General features: G+C 30.0%; 20 protein-coding genes. 5 read left to right on the forward strand and 15 right to left on the reverse strand.

Features of this window, described 5'->3' with window-relative positions; genetic code table 11:
- The first annotated feature begins 78 nt into the window (after nt 1-78).
- Nucleotides 79-1,311: an RNA polymerase subunit sigma-54 gene (locus ACLVEP_RS00350; RefSeq protein ID WP_175301268.1), complete on the forward strand. Its 1,233-nt coding sequence runs from the start codon at nt 79-81 to the stop codon at nt 1,309-1,311.
- A 91-nt stretch (nt 1,312-1,402) separates the two neighbouring features.
- On the opposite strand, the gene ACLVEP_RS00355 is transcribed toward ACLVEP_RS00350, so the two are convergent.
- Entirely contained in the window at nt 1,403-1,858 is a 456-nt protein-coding gene (locus ACLVEP_RS00355; protein WP_175301269.1) for a hypothetical protein, read from the reverse strand.
- 304 nt (nt 1,859-2,162) lie between these two features.
- On the opposite strand from ACLVEP_RS00355, the gene ACLVEP_RS00360 reads away from it, so the two are divergent.
- Nucleotides 2,163-2,507 (forward strand): hypothetical protein, encoded by a 345-nt coding sequence (locus tag ACLVEP_RS00360; RefSeq protein WP_412582114.1) that lies wholly within the window; start codon nt 2,163-2,165, stop codon nt 2,505-2,507.
- 250 nt (nt 2,508-2,757) lie between these two features.
- On the opposite strand, the gene rlmH is transcribed toward ACLVEP_RS00360, so the two are convergent.
- The 8 genes from rlmH to ACLVEP_RS00400 all read right to left on the reverse strand — a co-directional run bounded on the left by rlmH (nt 2,758) and on the right by ACLVEP_RS00400 (nt 8,830).
- Entirely contained in the window at nt 2,758-3,237 is a 480-nt protein-coding gene (gene rlmH / locus ACLVEP_RS00365; protein ID WP_412582115.1) for a 23S rRNA (pseudouridine(1915)-N(3))-methyltransferase RlmH, read from the reverse strand.
- Nucleotides 3,227-3,976, reverse strand: a complete 750-nt coding sequence (locus ACLVEP_RS00370; RefSeq protein ID WP_032090928.1) for an MBL fold metallo-hydrolase — start codon at nt 3,974-3,976, stop codon at nt 3,227-3,229. The genes rlmH and ACLVEP_RS00370 overlap by 11 nt, the downstream gene beginning before the upstream one ends.
- Nucleotides 3,977-4,018: 42 nt before the next feature.
- On the reverse strand, nt 4,019-4,222 hold the full coding sequence (gene rpmE, locus ACLVEP_RS00375) for a 50S ribosomal protein L31 (protein WP_022000826.1): 204 nt from the start codon (nt 4,220-4,222) through the stop codon (nt 4,019-4,021).
- A 101-nt stretch (nt 4,223-4,323) separates the two neighbouring features.
- Nucleotides 4,324-5,589 carry a UDP-N-acetylglucosamine 1-carboxyvinyltransferase gene (locus tag ACLVEP_RS00380; RefSeq protein WP_331872541.1) on the reverse strand — a complete coding sequence of 422 codons (1,266 nt, stop codon included), beginning with the start codon at nt 5,587-5,589 and terminating at the stop codon, nt 4,324-4,326.
- A gap of 121 nt (nt 5,590-5,710) precedes the next feature.
- A complete protein-coding gene (gene fba / locus ACLVEP_RS00385) occupies nt 5,711-6,577 on the reverse strand; it encodes a class II fructose-1,6-bisphosphate aldolase (RefSeq protein ID WP_032090929.1) in 867 nt (288 codons plus the stop codon).
- 79 nt (nt 6,578-6,656) lie between these two features.
- Nucleotides 6,657-7,826: a MalY/PatB family protein gene (locus ACLVEP_RS00390; protein WP_412582116.1), complete on the reverse strand. Its 1,170-nt coding sequence runs from the start codon at nt 7,824-7,826 to the stop codon at nt 6,657-6,659.
- Nucleotides 7,827-7,836: 10 nt separating this feature from the next.
- Nucleotides 7,837-8,574 (reverse strand): TrmH family RNA methyltransferase, encoded by a 738-nt coding sequence (locus ACLVEP_RS00395; protein ID WP_317999803.1) that lies wholly within the window; start codon nt 8,572-8,574, stop codon nt 7,837-7,839.
- Nucleotides 8,564-8,830, reverse strand: a complete 267-nt coding sequence (locus ACLVEP_RS00400) for a hypothetical protein (protein ID WP_317999804.1) — start codon at nt 8,828-8,830, stop codon at nt 8,564-8,566. Before ACLVEP_RS00400 ends, ACLVEP_RS00395 begins: the two co-directional genes overlap by 11 nt.
- 99 nt (nt 8,831-8,929) lie before the next feature.
- On the opposite strand from ACLVEP_RS00400, the gene ACLVEP_RS00405 reads away from it, so the two are divergent.
- From ACLVEP_RS00405 to ACLVEP_RS00415, 3 genes are all read left to right on the forward strand, one after another.
- A complete protein-coding gene (locus ACLVEP_RS00405; protein WP_412582117.1) occupies nt 8,930-9,739 on the forward strand; it encodes a methyltransferase domain-containing protein in 810 nt (269 codons plus the stop codon).
- Complete coding sequence (locus ACLVEP_RS00410) at nt 9,726-10,616, forward strand: RluA family pseudouridine synthase (protein ID WP_412582118.1); 891 nt, start codon at nt 9,726-9,728, stop codon at nt 10,614-10,616. Before ACLVEP_RS00405 ends, ACLVEP_RS00410 begins: the two co-directional genes overlap by 14 nt.
- 155 nt (nt 10,617-10,771) lie before the next feature.
- A complete protein-coding gene (locus tag ACLVEP_RS00415; protein WP_412582119.1) occupies nt 10,772-12,133 on the forward strand; it encodes an ISL3 family transposase in 1,362 nt (453 codons plus the stop codon).
- A gap of 87 nt (nt 12,134-12,220) precedes the next feature.
- On the opposite strand, the gene ACLVEP_RS00420 is transcribed toward ACLVEP_RS00415, so the two are convergent.
- The 6 genes from ACLVEP_RS00420 to ACLVEP_RS00445 are packed head-to-tail and all read right to left on the reverse strand — an operon-like array spanning nt 12,221 to nt 17,206.
- The gene (locus ACLVEP_RS00420) at nt 12,221-12,895 is read right to left on the reverse strand and encodes an RDD family protein (protein ID WP_227359486.1); all 675 of its coding nucleotides are present in this window, start codon (nt 12,893-12,895) and stop codon (nt 12,221-12,223) included.
- A 12-nt stretch (nt 12,896-12,907) separates the two neighbouring features.
- Nucleotides 12,908-14,083, reverse strand: coding sequence for a MalY/PatB family protein (locus ACLVEP_RS00425; protein WP_412582120.1), 1,176 nt, complete (start codon nt 14,081-14,083; stop codon nt 12,908-12,910).
- A complete protein-coding gene (locus tag ACLVEP_RS00430) occupies nt 14,084-15,172 on the reverse strand; it encodes a M24 family metallopeptidase (protein WP_412582121.1) in 1,089 nt (362 codons plus the stop codon).
- A gap of 46 nt (nt 15,173-15,218) precedes the next feature.
- A complete protein-coding gene (locus tag ACLVEP_RS00435) occupies nt 15,219-16,532 on the reverse strand; it encodes a PTS sugar transporter subunit IIC (protein ID WP_412582122.1) in 1,314 nt (437 codons plus the stop codon).
- A 21-nt stretch (nt 16,533-16,553) separates the two neighbouring features.
- On the reverse strand, nt 16,554-16,886 hold the full coding sequence (locus tag ACLVEP_RS00440; protein ID WP_022002600.1) for a PTS sugar transporter subunit IIB: 333 nt from the start codon (nt 16,884-16,886) through the stop codon (nt 16,554-16,556).
- Entirely contained in the window at nt 16,886-17,206 is a 321-nt protein-coding gene (locus tag ACLVEP_RS00445; protein ID WP_022002599.1) for a PTS lactose/cellobiose transporter subunit IIA, read from the reverse strand. Before ACLVEP_RS00445 ends, ACLVEP_RS00440 begins: the two co-directional genes overlap by 1 nt.
- Nucleotides 17,207-17,210 lie beyond the last annotated feature (4 nt).

Here is a 17,210-nt window from a genome sequence, read left to right on the forward strand (position 1 = left end):
ATTCGGTATACTATTCAAGTAAATACCTAAACATTAATTGGCACGAATTTTGCTATATATTGATAAGAGGTGATGAACATGAAGCAGAAAATGCAATATATTCAAACATTGAAACAAACTTTAAAATTGAATCAAAAACTATTAAAATCCTTAGATTTCTTGACTGACAACATTGATGATATCAACAAAGCAATACAGGATATACTAGAAACAAATCCTTTTTTAGAATTAAAATCATCAAAGAATTATGATAATCAGCAGTTTATTGAAAGTATTTCTAATAAACGTTCTTTAAAAGATGATCTCTATTATCAGTTATATGCCTATACACATCCTTATAATGAAGATGTAATGACATATCTGATTGAATCATTGGATGATAGTGGATTCTTATCTTATAATCTTGATCAATATATGAGTGACCTTCATATCGATCAAGATATGCTTGATGCACATTTAGATATATTACGTTCATTTGAACCTAATGGTGTGGGTGCCTCTGATGCGATTGATTCTATTCTTATTCAGTTAAAAAATAATAATAAAACTAAAACCTATACACTATTTAGAGATTATCAAGATGTCATCTTAACTCAGAATTATTCACTTATTAAACAAACAACAGGATTAAATAAAGAAGAAATAGATCATTTATTCTGTGAAATACGTTCTTGTAATCCATTCCCTTGTAATATGTATAATACGTTTCATGATGACTATGTATCTCCTGATATACTCATTGAAGTAGAGAATTCAGATATTACTATTACACCTATTAACCAGCCTGCTCTCATGGTGAATGACACTCTATATGAGAAAGTAAAGAATGATGAGAATATGAAAGCTTATTTTAATGAGGCACATTTCTTAATGGAGAATATGACAAAGAGAAATCAAACTGTTCTTATTGTCGCAAATGCGTTAGTAAATATACAAAGTGGATATTTCTTATATGATGATGAATTATATCCATGTACTTTATCACAGCTTGCAAGTGAGACAGGATTCCATGAATCTACTATTTCACGTACTTTAAATAATAAGTACTATAGCTTTAATGGTGAGGCTTATCCTCTTAAAAAACTTCTTGTTTCTCAAACTGCTTCAGGAGATAGCAGTGATTCTATTAAAAAGGCTATTGTTGAGTTAGTAGATGATGAAGATAAAGAACATCCACTTTCAGATAATCAGATTCTCAAAAAACTAGAGGAATTAGAATTACATTGTTCACGTCGTGTTATTGTCAAGTATAGACAACAATTGAATATTCCTTCTTCTACTAAACGTAAGGTGCTTAAGAAAGTAGGCTAACCTATCACTAGGCTAGCCCCTTATCAAACCGTACGTGCGCTATTAATGCATACGGCTTACCAATTTACTATTTATTTAATTTGTGTACGGACTATCTTGATAAAGAATCGTCCATTTTCTTTAATCTCTTTTTTGTGTAGAATGCTATACCTAGTTCTTTAAATTTTTGAATACGTTTTTCCATATCAACCTTATTTCTATGCATGTGGTATTCTACATACTTCTCAATAGTATAGGTTCCCCACATTTTGTAGTAGAACCACCATTTTGAGGGAATTAAACCGATGCGCACAAAGAATTCAATGTTCCATTTATAACACATTCCATATACTTTCTTTACTGTTGGATGTTTATGAATCATGCACATCCTCAATCGTTGGCGTACATATTTGTCCATTTTTTCCAGATATTTGCTCATTGCACGAATTAAATAGTGTGCTTGCATGTGATCTTCGAATACTTTGATGTTAAACCTAGAAGTATCTCGTTCTTTCAAAGACTCTATAAAGAATATAAATGGTCTTCTCCCGTTAAACATAGGAGTCATAAAAGAGACTCTCCTTTACATTTACTGAGAGAAAAAAGTCCTAGAGCTGGTATGCTTGTTCAAATCGATGGAACTCCTTTTGACTGGTTTGGCAACGATCAACGTTTTACTCTCCATATGGCTGTTGACGATACAACTAATGATATCCTTGCTGGCTGGTTTACCAAAAACGAATGCATGTATGGATATTGTAAGATGATGGAACTTCTTATCAAGAAAAAAAGGAATTCCCTTAGCTATTTATTCAGACAAACATACTATCTTCAAAAGTCCTGAAGGTAATATAACATCATTTGGTGTTATGATGGATAAACTTTGCATTGAAATGATTTTCGCAAATACATCTCAAACCAAAGGATTGATAGAACGATACAATGGTACAGTTCAAAGAAGATTGCCCAATGACATTGTCAGGTTCAACATAAAAGATTATGATCAGTTAAATATATGGTTCAATGACTTTTACATAAAATATCTGAATGAAAAATTTGCACATCTTCCAGTTGATCCTGTTTATGAATTTGTAGAGCTAACAGAAAATTACAATTTGAATCTAGTGTTCACTGTTTCAAATACCAGAAAAATAGCAGAAGGCAATATGTTTTCCTATAACGGATATTATTATGTCCCATATGATAAAAATGGATAAGTAGTAAAAATAAAAACTTCAACAGAGATCACAGTTTTATATTTTGTGCTAGAAAATAAAGTAAGAATGAAATATATTGGGATTATTTATGACTGTACATTGATAGGTACAAACCATAAAAACAGACAAGTATTAATAAATGATCATAAAGATTTAAATAATCTCATTCAAGAAATGAACAAAAAAACAAAGGGTTCTCACTAATAGAACCCTTCTTCATTTTTGGTGACATTTTTGCTGAACGTTAACATCACTTATGATAAGTTTCTCTCCGCATGATTTTATATGCTCGATAGACTTGTTCAACTAAGATTAGCTTCATTAATTGATGTGGAAAAGTCATTTTAGAGAAACATAAACGATAATTTGCTCTTTGTAATAAAGATTTTCCTAAACCTAAAGAACCCCCAATCACAAAAGTAATCGTACTCTTTCCTCTAATCATACATTCTTCAATATGTTTTGAAAAAGCCACACTATCAATTTCTTTTCCGTGTAGATCTAAAACGATAACATATTCATCATCTTTAATTTTAGCAACAATTTTATCTGCTTCTTTATCTTTGATGATATTTTCTACATTTTCACTTGCATTATCAGGAATTGGTTCATCTGGTACTTCGACCATTTCCACTTTACAGTAAGCATTCAATCTTTTGACATATTCATTGATTCCATTAACAAGATATTTTTCTTTAATCTTACCAATTGTTAAGATTCTAATTTTCATAATGTCCTCCAGAAACAATTTCTTTTTGATCTGCAATCTTTATATTATCAAAATAAATATGTTCTTCATCAAAAACTCTTTGATATGTATCTAATGCCATTTCCTTTGTATTCGCTTCTTGTGATAAATGGGCCAAACAAATTTCTTTTGTATTTTCACCAATCACCTGCGCCATAACATGTGCACTATATTCATTATTAAGATGGCCCTTATCTCCAAAAATACGATTTTTTAAGAATAAAGGTCTTCTTGTATTCATCAACATTTCAATATCATGATTACTTTCAAAAATATAGTAATCTAAATTTTTTATATATTCCATATTCTTTTGTGAAACATAACCTGTATCTGTCATATAGAGAATTGTTTCATCTTTTCCTTTGATTACAAATCCTAAGGGTGATGTTGCATCATGAGATAAAGGTAATGGTGTAATTATATAATGATCTAATTGTATATTTTGATAATTTTCTAATTCATGACTTTCATCTATACCAGGGATGCATCCTTTTCCACAATAAACAATACTTTGATCAAAGATATCAATATTTTTATTATGATCAATATGATCATGGGTTAATAAAACATGGCAAATGTCATTTTCATTAAATCCTAATTGATTAATTTTTGTATAAAGTTGTCTTTTACTAATTCCACAATCAATTAAAAGTCCGTTTCCTTGATCATAAATGAAAATACTGTTTCCTTTAGAACCACTTGCTAAGACATGATATTCCATTTTTTCCTCCAAAACAAAAATGAGTACCAAGTACTCATTTTCTTATTTAAGTCCGTATTTTTTGTTGAATTTTTCAACACGTCCATCAGCACTAGCAAATCTTTGTTTTCCAGTATAGAATGGATGACAGTTAGAACAAGTATCAACACGTACTTCATCTAATACTGAACCACTTTCAAATTCTGCTCCACATGATGTACAAACTACTTTTACTTTTTTGTAATTTGGATGAATTCCTTTTTTCATTTTTAATTTCTCCTTCCGCCTTGTAGATTTCTCACTACAAAGTAAGTTGCTATGATATATTAACATTAAATTATGTCGTTTTCAAGCCCTTTTTTATAATTTTAATCATCAACTTTGATTCTTCTAATAACAGCACCTAAAGTAATTAATTTTTGATCAATATTCGCATATCCTCTATCTATATGATATACATTGCTGATTTCTGTGATTCCATCAGCAATTAATCCTGCTATTAATAATGCAGCTCCACATCTTAAATCTGTTGCTTCTACTTTTGCTCCTTTTAATGGTGTTTTCCCATTAATATAGCACATAGCTTCATCTAATTCGATATTTGCACCCATTTTATTAAGTTGTTCACAATGTCTAAATCTCTCAGGATAAATTGTTTCTATTACTTGTGATTGTCCATTAGCTTGTGTAAGTAATGCTGTAAGTGGTTGTTGTAAATCCGTCGCAAATCCTGGATACACCTGTGTTCTAACATCTACAGCATTGAAGTTCTTATTATCACCATAAACAATAATACTATCCCCTACATTTTCCATCTTAACTCCAACTTCCTTCAATTTAGAAATAAGTGATTCTAAGTGTTGTGGAATGATATTTTGAATGATAACTCTTTCTCCGGCAGCTGCTGCCATAATCAAGAATGTACCAGCTTCGATACGATCAGGAATGATTTCATGTGTACATCCTTTTAAATGTTCTACTCCTTCAATAGTGATTGTATCTGTACCTGCTCCTCTAATTTTTGCTCCCATTTTTGTAAGTAAGTTTACAACATCTATAATTTCTGGTTCTTTTGCAGCATTTTCAATCACTGTTTTTCCTTCAGCTTTAACTGCTGCCAATAAGATATTAATAGTTGCTCCTACTGAAGCAAAATCTAAATATATTTTTGCACCTACTAAACGATCTGCTGTAATAACATGTGCACCATCTACAAATTCAACTTTTGCTCCTAGTGCTTCAAATCCTTTAATATGTAAATCTATTGGACGTGGTCCTAAAAAGCATCCTCCTGGCGCTTTCATGACAACTTTTTTACATTTTCCAAGTAATGCTCCCATTAAATAATATGATGCTCTTAATTTATCTACTGCATCTGATACTAATGGTACATTTTCCATACGAGAGGGATCAACAATTAAACTATCATGACTTCTTAATACTGTACAATTAAGTTCTTTTAATAAAACTGCTAAAGCATCTACATCACTGATTTCTGGTACTCCATAAATTGTAACAGGACTATCCGCTAAAATAATTGCTGGAATAAGTGCTACAGTCGCATTCTTTGCTCCTGAAATTTCTACTGTTCCATTTAACTTATGTCCACCTTCAATAGCAATAATTTCACTCATGACTTTACCCCTTTTCTTCTATCTATATTCCCTAATACTATATTATAAATTCATTAAAAAAACAACTTAATAAATAAGATTTTAAATAAACAAAAAAAGCCCGAAGGCTTTTTTTAATTCATTAAGCTTTACCGATACAACCGAATACTTCCATTCTATCTTTAACACATTGTTTGATAGCTTCTGCACCTGGTGCTAATAATTTACGAGGATCATATCCTTTTCCTTCTAAATCTTTTCCAGCTTCAATGTATTTACGTGTAGCTTCTTGGAAATATAATTGACATTCAGTGTTTACGTTTACTTTAGATACTCCTAAAGTGATTGCTTTTTTAATCATTTCATCAGGAATTCCTGAACCACCATGTAATACTAATGGTAATTTTCCAGTTTCAGCTTGGATTGCATCTAATGCATCAAAGTCTAATCCTTCCCAGTTTGCTGGGTATTTACCATGGATATTTCCGATACCTGCAGCTAAGAAATCTACTCCTAAGTCTGCGATTGATTTACATTCTTTTGGATCTGCTACTTCACCTTTACCGATGACACCATCTTCTTCTCCACCGATTGATCCAACTTCTGCTTCTACTGAAACACCTTTTGAATGACATAATTCAACGATTTCTTTTGTTTTTTCGATGTTTTCTTCGATTCCATAATGAGAACCATCAAACATGATTGAAGAGAAACCTGCATCTAAAGCAGCTTTAGCTCCTTCGTATGAACCATGATCTAAGTGTAAAGCTACTGGTACAGTGATATTTAATGCTTCTACCATTGCTTTAACCATTGCTGCAACTGTTGTATATCCAGTCATATATTTAGCAGCACCTTCTGAAACACCTAAGATTACTGGTGCTTTTAATTCTTCTGCAGTTAATAATACTGATTTAGTCCATTCTAAGTTGTTGATATTGAATTGACCTACTGCATAATGTCCTTCTTTAGCTTTCTTTAACATTTCTGTTGCTGATACTAATCCCATAACAAATCTCCTTTTCTTTTTTTCGGTTATATAATACTATCTTTTATATAGAATTTCCATAGTTTTTATCATAAAAACCTTATTTTCCAAAAGCTTTTAATAATCTTTGACAAGCATCTTCTAAAACACTTCTAGGAATTGCAAGATTAAATCTTTCAAAACCTTCTCCACCTGTTCCAAAGATATATCCTTCATCTAACCATAAGCCTGCTTTTTCTAACATTGTTTTTTCAAGTTCATCTTTATCTAAACCACATTCTCTAAAATCAACCCAGCATAAATAAAGTCCTTCAGGTTTTACTAAATGAATATGAGGTAAGTTTTCTTTTAAGAATTCATCAAAATATGTGAAGTTATCATAAACATATTCTAACATTTCATCTACCCATAATTCACATTCATTATAGGCAGTCATACAAGCAATAATACCTAAGAAATTTGGTTCGTTAACTCCATAACGATTCATTGTTTCTTGATAAGCTTTTCTTAATTTTTCATCCGCAATAACAATATTAGATGTTTGTAATCCAGCTAAGTTAAATGTCTTAGATGGTGCTGTTAAAATAACAGAGAATTCTTTATAACTTTCATCTACATTATAGAAAGGAATATGTACATGATCACCATAAACAAAATCTTCATGAATTTCATCAACAATGACTAAAACATGATGTTTCTTACAAATTTCACCAATTTGTTTCAATTCATCTTCTTTCCATACTTTTCCAATTGGATTATATGGATTACATAAAATAAACATCTTAACATCATTTTCAACAATTGCTTTTTCAAATGCTACATAATCCATTTCATAATAACTATCTTTATAAACCATTTCATTTTCAATGATTTTACGATGATTTAATTCAATTGAAAAATCAAATGGATAATACACTGGTTTATTAATAATGATAGCATCATTTTCTTTAGTATAAGCATTCACACATAATTTAATAGCTGTTACAACACCTGGTGTAGGAATAATCCATTCTTTATCAACAGTAAAATCATGTCTTCTTTTCATCCAAGAAATAACCGCATCAAAATACTCATCAGGTGCAAACGAATAACCATAAACCCCTTGTTTTATTCTTTTAACTAAAGCATTTTCAATTTCCTTTGGTGATTTAAAATCCATATCAGCTACCCACATAGGTAAAACATCTTTAGGTTTATTATTAGCTTCAATGGCATCCCATTTAGCACAATTTGTCCCTTTTCTATCTACAACTTCATCAAAATCAAACATACTTTCCCTCCTATAATACTTCTTTATCTTTAAATTCATCTTTTGAAAAATGCATCAAAGTCATTCCTAAAGCCATTGAAAGATTCAATGAATCAATATGATGACTATGAGGAATAAAAATTGACTTTCCATAATCTAAATACTCATCTGGTAAACCACTACTTTCATTACCAAAAACAAGTGAATGATATCCTTCTTTTGGTTCAACCTTATGAATATTTGTGGCACCTTTTAACATCAATGTATAAATATCATGATTTGGAAATCTTTTTAAATAATCTTCAAAACTATCAAAATATTCAATATTTAAATGAAACATCGCTCCCATCGAAGCTCTTAATACACGTGGATCAAAAACATCTACACCTGGTCTAATAATAGCTAAATTATAATAATTGAATCCTAACATTGTTCTCATAATTGTTCCCATATTTCCCATATCTCCTGGATTAACAAGAACAACATGATTTCCTTCTTGTAAAGTCATTTCATATTTTTTTATGATTGCTATTGCAAAACAATTATCTTTCTTTGATAACTTTTGAACTGTATTATCACTTTCAATAAGTTCAATATGCTTTTCTCTACAAATTTCATCAATAATAGGTATTCCTTTATTCTTATAAGAATTACTCTTTATATACACTCTTAAAACAAGATCAGGCCTATTTTTCAATAATTCAATTGTTTCAAAAACACCTAACGTATAAGTATAATCAAAATCTTTCTTATATGCCTTAATCTTCATCCAATAAACCTTCTACTCTCTTTGTTTCTTCTTCCACACTTTCTTTTAAAGATAAGAAATGTTTTTCATCAAAATTTGCTCCTTTATGAATCAAATCAATTAATTCATCATATTTACGACAAGCTAATTTCATTTGTGAATATTTGATTGTTACATCTAATTCATTTCCTGCATCTGCAGTAATTTTATTAACTTCATGATAAATCTCTTTAAACTTAGCATCTAAGTCTACTTTTTGTTTCTTTCTAAAAAACATCAAGCATTCCTCCCCTGCAAATAATAGTATCACAAATTCATCATAAATTCAGTTAATTTTTAGCTTGTCTTTTGTTATAATGTCTTTCGAGGTGATACTATGAAATTATTAGCTTGTCCCAAATGTCATCAACAACTTCATTTAGAAAACAAAACACTTAAATGTGAAAACAATCATTGTTATGACATTTCTAAAAGAGGCTACATCAATTTATTGTTAAATCCTGATAAAGCTACCAATAATCCTGGAGATAGTAAAGAATCTTTAGTAGCAAGAAAAGCTTATTTAAATAAAGGATATTATGATCCTATTTTAAATCAAGTCATTCATTGTATTGATGAATTTAAACATCAAGATACTTTAAGTATTTTAGATTTAGGTTGTGGTGAAGGATATTATACACAAGGTTTAAAGAAACATTTTGAAAGCAGTGATGTTTATGGTTTAGATATTTCCAAGATTGCTATTGATATGGCAACACGTTATCGTAAAGATATTACTTGGTTAGTAGGAAATTCTAAAAATATTCCTATTCTAGATCATAGTTTAGATTTTATTTGCGCTTTATTTACAGTAGTCAATCAAGATGAATTAAAAAGAGCGTTAAAAAAAGATGGTTATATTATTCATGTTACTGCTAATAATCAACATTTAATTGAAATTAAAGAATTGATTTATGATGAAATTAAAGTAAAAAGTGATAAGTATATTCGTTTAGATTTTAATCAAGTGAAAAGTTATGATTTTAAAGAGAAAGTTCATATTTCTAATCGTGAAGATGCACTTAATCTTTTAATGATGACACCTCACTATTATCATATTAAAAAAGAAAAACGTGGGGTTTTAGATACTTTACAAGGTTTAGATATTACAATTGATATCAAAGTAACAGTTTATGCATTATCATAAAGAAAATAATCATTTAGTAATAGAAATTGATGAAAGAATTCAAGGAATGACTCTTCTTGAATTCTTTCATTATCTACATCTTTCTAAAAAAACAATTCACTTACTTCGTCAAAATAAAGATTATACTTTAAATAATAACTATGTTGATTATCAAACCGTTTTAAAAGATAAAGATATTCTTTCAATTAAAGCCTACGAACAAGGTAGAGACTTTATTGAACAAGAAAGTGCATTAGATATCATTTATGAAGATGATCTTCTTTGTATCGTCAATAAACCAAGTCATCTTATTATTCATCCTGATGATAAAAGTAAGATGAATACACTTTGTAATTATGTCAGTTATTATTACAAACAAACACAACAAGATTTACCTATTCGTTATCTTCATCGTTTAGATAAAGAAACAACAGGATTGGTCATGTTTTGTAAATGTGCTCTTTTACAACCCTATTTTGATTATATGATTGCATCTAAAAAAATTAAGAAAACTTATCTAGCAATCATTCAAGGACATTTACCTAAAAGAGAAATGACTATTGATTTACCTATCGGTCAAGACCGTCATAGTAAAAATAAAATGTGCATTTCTAAAACAGGTAAAGATGCTTTAACACATTTTAAAGAAATTAAAACAAAAGAAAATTATACACTTGTAAAATGTCAAATTGAAACTGGTCGAAAGCATCAAATAAGAGTTCATTTGAATCATTTACATCATCCTATTATAGGAGATACTCTTTATGGAAAAACTTCTTCTATGATTAAAAGAATGGCTTTACATGCTTATTGTTTAGAGTTTATTCATCCATTGACTTATCAAACAATAAAAATTGAATGTTTACTTCCTTTTGATATGGAAAAAATCTTTAAATAAAAAAGAACAATGTAATGATAAGACATTGTGGCTCTATACTAAAACTGGAGGGGAAATATATCCTGCTCCAGTTTTCTTATATTTAAATAGACATAGCTTTCATACCGTTTTACAATTTAAATGACCAAAAATAAATAGAAAAGAGGTATTCCACTATGTCCAATTTGAATTATATCAATGATTTATTTAAATCTCTAGATTTTCCTGATAATTTATCTGATTATTTTATTCCTGTCCCTTATGAGGACTCTGATTCTTGCTTTAGATATGGTCTTGATAAGCATGGTCACCATTCTAAATTTATTAGACTTAGATCTGTTCTTAAAGATAATTTCGTCTGTCCTCATTGCGGCGTTATCGAACATCATGAATCTAAAGGTTTACGTAAGATTTCCCTGTCTCATATTGCCAATGGTCATCAAAGATTCGTTATTGAGGTTGAATACAGAAGATATTTCTGTCATTCATGTCATTCTTATTTTAAGGATGATATCCCTTTTAAATTTAAAAATACTAGAATGACTTCTTCTGCTGCTCATGCCTGCCTGATTCAATTTAGAGAGAATACGGCCATGGCCGTTATTTCTCGTATGATGGGTGTTTCTAAATCTTCTGTATACAGAATATTTTTTCATCACATCAAAGTAAAAGAACGATTCTATCATCTTAAGTCTGTTATTTCTATTGATGAATTTAAAGCAACCACTGATAAAGGAACTTATGCTTTTCATATTACCGATCCTATCAACGGCAAAACTCTTGATATTATTGAAGACAGAAAAGAACGCAGTCTAAGAAACTATTTTCTTAGATTTCCCTATAAAGAAAGAAAAAAAGTAAGGATCATCATTATGGATCTTTCCAATCCTTTTCGTTGTATCATGCAGCGTCTTTTTCCCAATGCTTCTATTATCGCTGATCGTTTTCATTATGTAAAATTATTCGGTGAATGTCTAAAAAGAAGCAGACTGGATACCTGTTCTTCATTAAAAAATGAAAAGATAGCCAAATCTATTAAGAAAAATCTTCATCTTTTTGACAAATATAGAAAGGATCTTGATGATCAAACAGAATGGTATGATCGTCATTTAAAAAAACACTTTACCTGCAGAACATATGTTGAACATATATTTGAACAGGATGGTACAGATGAATTCTACCAGAGCTATATGATCTATCAGAATCTGTTGAAACTCATCCATGAAAAGCACAATGATTACAAGAAAGAATTGAATAACTGGCTGAACCATATATTTGAAACAAATAATACATATTTTATTTCGTCTGCAAAAAACATAAGAAAGAACTGGTTTGTGCCAATACTTAAGTCACTTACATACAAAGCAATCTATGTTAGAAACGATAAAACATATGAAACAAGTTTTAATAATGGTTTTATTGAAAGTATGAACAACAAGGTCAAGCTTGTAAAACGAAATGCCTATGGCTACAGATATTTTTATAATTTAAGAAAGAGGATTCTTCTTCATCTTGGGTTCTCATATGAATTTGAGTAAAAGAAAAGAGATAGCTTTCGCTATCTCTTAAGCCCCTCCACTATTGACACGGAGCCGACATTGTTCTTTATATTTTACTATTATGCATTATTTTTTCTTTTTATTTTTTTTATTCTTTTTTTCTTTTCTTTTTGCTGGTTTTTCATCTTCACCCACAACTCTTGTCTTAGCAAGATAATCATGGATACTTCTTTGAGAAGCTGACCCTAAAACAAAAACTCCTGAAATCATTGTAATAACCATACCAATCATTTTTAAATAATAGTCAAAATAGAAACCTGTTGCTAGTGTAAGCATTTGTCTTAAATAATTAGTAACAACAATAGCCGAACCTTCTAATAAGAATAATCCAACCCCTTGTCTAATAATCAAAGTTTTTAAACTCACATCACTATAATCATCATTATTTACAATCTTTATTTTTAACCAATGTTTTGCGAGTGTTTGTCCTGGATATTTCTTATAAGGAATATAAATATAATAAACAAAAGCCACAACAATACATAATATACCTGCAAGATAGGACCAATACGTTGGAAAACCTAAGCTAGGAAAAACATAAAGATCACTAAACATATCTGATCTACCAGTAACTCCCCCATAGAATAAAACAGCAGGAAAACCACTAATAATACCTCCAACTGCCCAATCAATAGCATAAGCTATGACACGTTTACTTACTGGAACTTTTACAGGATTTCTATCTAGCCATTTTGTATGTTTAGCCCACAGTAATTGAATTTTAATTAATAAATAATGCATAATAAATACCTCCTATTTTGAATATAATGCATCCATTGCTATTTTAAATCTTCGCAATCCTTCTTTTAATTTAGATTGTGGACACCCTATATTCATTCTTAAATATTTTGGGCCACCATAAATTTCACCTTTCATAATCCCAATTCCACCAACATTCACTAAAGCATCTTGTATTTCTTCAGCAGTATATGGAACATCTCTTGCATCAATCCAAGCTAAATAAGTTCCATCTGGTGTTTTAAATTTAAAATCAGGTAACTCTTCTTTTATAAATTCTTCTACAATTTTCATGTTTTCTTTAATATAATCATTAAGTTGATCAATATAATCATCACATTGTGTATAACCTATCATTGTCGCATACATACCAAAAATACTTACAGAATTTAAGAAATCTTTTCTTCTTGTATGCATCAAGAATTTTTCTCTAACTTCATCATTTGGTATCATTAAATATGAACCAATTAATCCTGGTGTATTAAATGTTTTACTAGATGAAGCTGCTGTATAAAGTTCATCATATTCATGAATATAAGATAATAAAGGAATATGTTTTCTATCTCTTAATTGAATATCCATATGAATTTCATCAGAAATAATTTTTACTTGATATTTTTTACATATCTTTACTATTTGATCCATTTCTTCTTTTGTCCAAATTCTTCCTGTTGGATTATGTGGAGAACAAAGTAATAATAATTGACATTCTTGTATTTGTTTTTCAAAAAGATCGAAATCTATTTCAAATGTCCCATCTTTCGATATTAAACGATGAGCTACTAATTGTCTATCATTATCTTGAATAACTGTATAAAATGAATCATACATAGGTTCAAATGTTAATACTTTATCATGAGGTTGACTTAATAAACGAATCAATAAGGAAACTGAATACATCACAGTAGGACTATATAAGATCCAATCTTCTTCAATATGTGTATGATGTCTTCTTTCAAAATATCCTGTAATAGATGATTTAAAATCATGATGATTCCATCTTGTGTATCCATAAATTCGATGATGTGCCACCTCAAATATTTTTTCAGTAATAGGTTTAGGAATAATAAAATCTGTATCAGATATTGAAAATGGTATTAAATCCTTTTTATTAAAACGATCTTGTATATAATCCCATTGCGTACAATAAGTACCTAAACGATTATGAACTTCATTAAAATCATACTTCATTTATTTTTCCTCCAAAATAATATAATCCTTTGTTGTTTTATTTAATGGTACACCTACACCATCAATAATAACAACATCATCTTCAATACGAACACCACCAACACCAGGAACATAAACACCTGGTTCACAAGACATCATCATATGTTCTTGTAAAACTGTTTCACTCTTTGAATTTAAAGTTGGTCCTTCACCATCTTCTCCAATTCCTAGTCCATGTCCTAAACCATGATTAAAATATTCACCATAACCAGCAGCCTCAATCACATCTCTAGCTGCTTTATCAACATCTTTTCCCTTAACTCCTGCTTTAATAGCAGCAAGACCAGCGAGTTGTGCTTTTAAAACAACATCATAGATTTCTTTGATTTTTGGATCAGGTTCTCCAATAAAACACATACGTGTCATATCTGATTGATAATTTTGATATTGAATACCAAAATCAATCATAATAGGTTCATGAGCTTTTACTTTTCTTGAAGTTGGACGACCATGTGGTAAAGCTGTTCTTTCACCTGTTGCTACTATTGTATCAAAAGACATTTGTTGTGCACCAGATGCAATTGAATAATATTGTACTAAAGCGCTAATTTCATATTCACTCATCCCTACACGAATGTGTTCAATTACTTTTTGATAGATTTCATCAGTAATTGCAATTGATTTTTTCATTGCTTCAATTTCTTCATCTTCCTTAACAATACGAAGATGAGCAATTTCTTGATCCAATAAAAGAACTTCTATCCCTAATTTTTCTATTTCTCGATATTCCTTAACTAATACTTGATACGCTTCTACCCCTAGCGTTTTACAATTTTCTTTTTTTAATATTTCTTCTACTGTCCCTAAATAATTACGTCCTGTTAAATGTGGATTATGTAATATAATTTCTAAATCATGTTCTTTTTCTTTGGCTTCTGTAATATAACGCCCATCTACAATTAAATAGCCATGTTCTTTTGTAATCAATACTTGACAACCACTACCAGTCATAGTATTCATCCATTTTTTTACTGTTTTACTTTTAATTAATAAAGCATCTATATCTTTTTCATCTAAAAATTCTTGTATTTTATTTATTCTTTTTGCCATTTTTAATCCTCCTACAAATAAAGGCAAGTCGAAACTTGCCTATTAATTAGAAGTCTAAGTCTAAATCGTCTAAGATAGCTGCATCTTCTGCACTGATAGCATTAGTTTCTTCTTCTTTATTACCATAAGTCTTTTCATATGATTTAACAAATGGATACCATATTAAAATAGATAATATTAATTGTACTGCATTAACTACTATAGACATAGGATCCATATTTGTTAAGAATCCTTCTAAGAATACACCTACATATGGTGGTGTGAAGGTTGAACATTTCATAATACCTAAATACATTGCCCATCCTCCTAATGAACCAATAATACCACCACAAATAACAAATGGAATAAAGAACATTGGATTTAATACAATTGGCGCACCAAATAGAATTGGTTCATTAATTCCAAATAATGCTGGAATAAATGATAATCTACCAACTTGTTTTAAAGCTTTATTCTTACTCATTAAGCACCAGAATACACAACCAATAGTAACACCACTACCTGTAAAGTTACCAAATGCTGATTCAGGTCCAGGAGCATAGAAGTGAGTTGCTACACCACCAGCTTGAACAGCAGCAATGTTTTCTGCTAAGAATTGAGTCGAAATTGGACTTGTAATTGGGCTTAATACTGATGGATGAATACCAAAGAAGAATATTAAAGCTTGTAACATTTTTAAGAAAGTATAAGCAATTGGATTATCCATAGATCCTACCAATGGTGCAAAGATTGCTGTAAAGATTAATGGTGGCATTGTATTTAATACATTGACACAAACAATACGTACAATTAAGAAGAATCCAATAATGATTACTGAAATAGGAATCATTTCAAAAGAACGAGATACGAAATCAGGTACTGTATCTGGCATCTTGATTGTAAAGTTTTTCTTTTTACACCAACGGAATAATTCAACAGCGATAAATCCTGCAAACATTGCGCAGAATAAACCTTTAGGTCCTAAATAAGTTTTAGAAATTCCACCATCTTCTGTGAATTCTACAACTAACATTAAGAATGATACTAATCCCATTGTTACACATCCTGGAATATCTAACTTATAAGAGTTAGCTAATTGATATGCAATGATTACAGTAACATAAACTGACATTAAAGCCATACCTACATTATAAGGAATATAGATAATATCCAAATTTGCTAAGATCCATTGAGAAATTACATGATTTTCTCCAATCATATTTGGAATTGCTTCTGGGATCAAACAAAAACTACCGATAATTAACAATGGTGTCATTGCAACCATTGCTTTTTTAACAGCGCTTAAATGAACTTCTTTATCCATTTTATCAGCAAGCGGTGCTAAATACTTTTTCATAAAGTTCTCAAATTTTGAGTACATCGTTTTTTCCTCCCCATAAAATTATTTTTTTAAATCTGCTTTTCTACGTGCAATTAACGCTTGTTTCATGACAGTTGCCCCATCCATTTTTCCATATGTTTCTTGATCAACAATAACATAAGGAATCTTACGAGGTTCGATGATAGGTTTTACTGCATCTAATTTATGTGCAACTTGTGGTCCTAAAACTAAAACATCACAATTGTCTGCTTCAGATTGTAGAATATCAATTGGAATAGCGATAAAATCAAAATCAGCATCATTTAATTTTGCACTGTTATGTACTGTATCTTTCATACTATTCATAAGCATTGTTGTAGAAAGTCCACCTGCACAGCATAATACAATTCTCATTATTTACCCTCCTTTGCTTCAAATACATTTATTAATTCTTCAATTAGATCTCTTGCTAATTGAGAAGTCATATAATGGTCTTGTGCATGAACCATTAATAACCCAACTTCTGGCTTATTTCCAGAGCCTGACATTTCGGCTTGAATAAGCTTTGTTTGAACAGTGTGAGCTTGTAAATCAGCTTCTTTAGCTTGTTCTAATATCTTTCTTGCTTCATCATATTCACCTGTTTTTACTTTCTTCAATGCTTCAAAAGCTAAAGATTTGCTTTGTCCAGCTGAAGAAATTAATCCTACAATAATTTGTTCCGTTTCTGTCATTTGT

It is taken from the genome of Faecalibacillus sp., from assembly GCF_047023275.1.
In the GTDB taxonomy this organism is placed as follows: Bacteria; Bacillota_I; Bacilli_A; order Erysipelotrichales; family Coprobacillaceae; genus Faecalibacillus.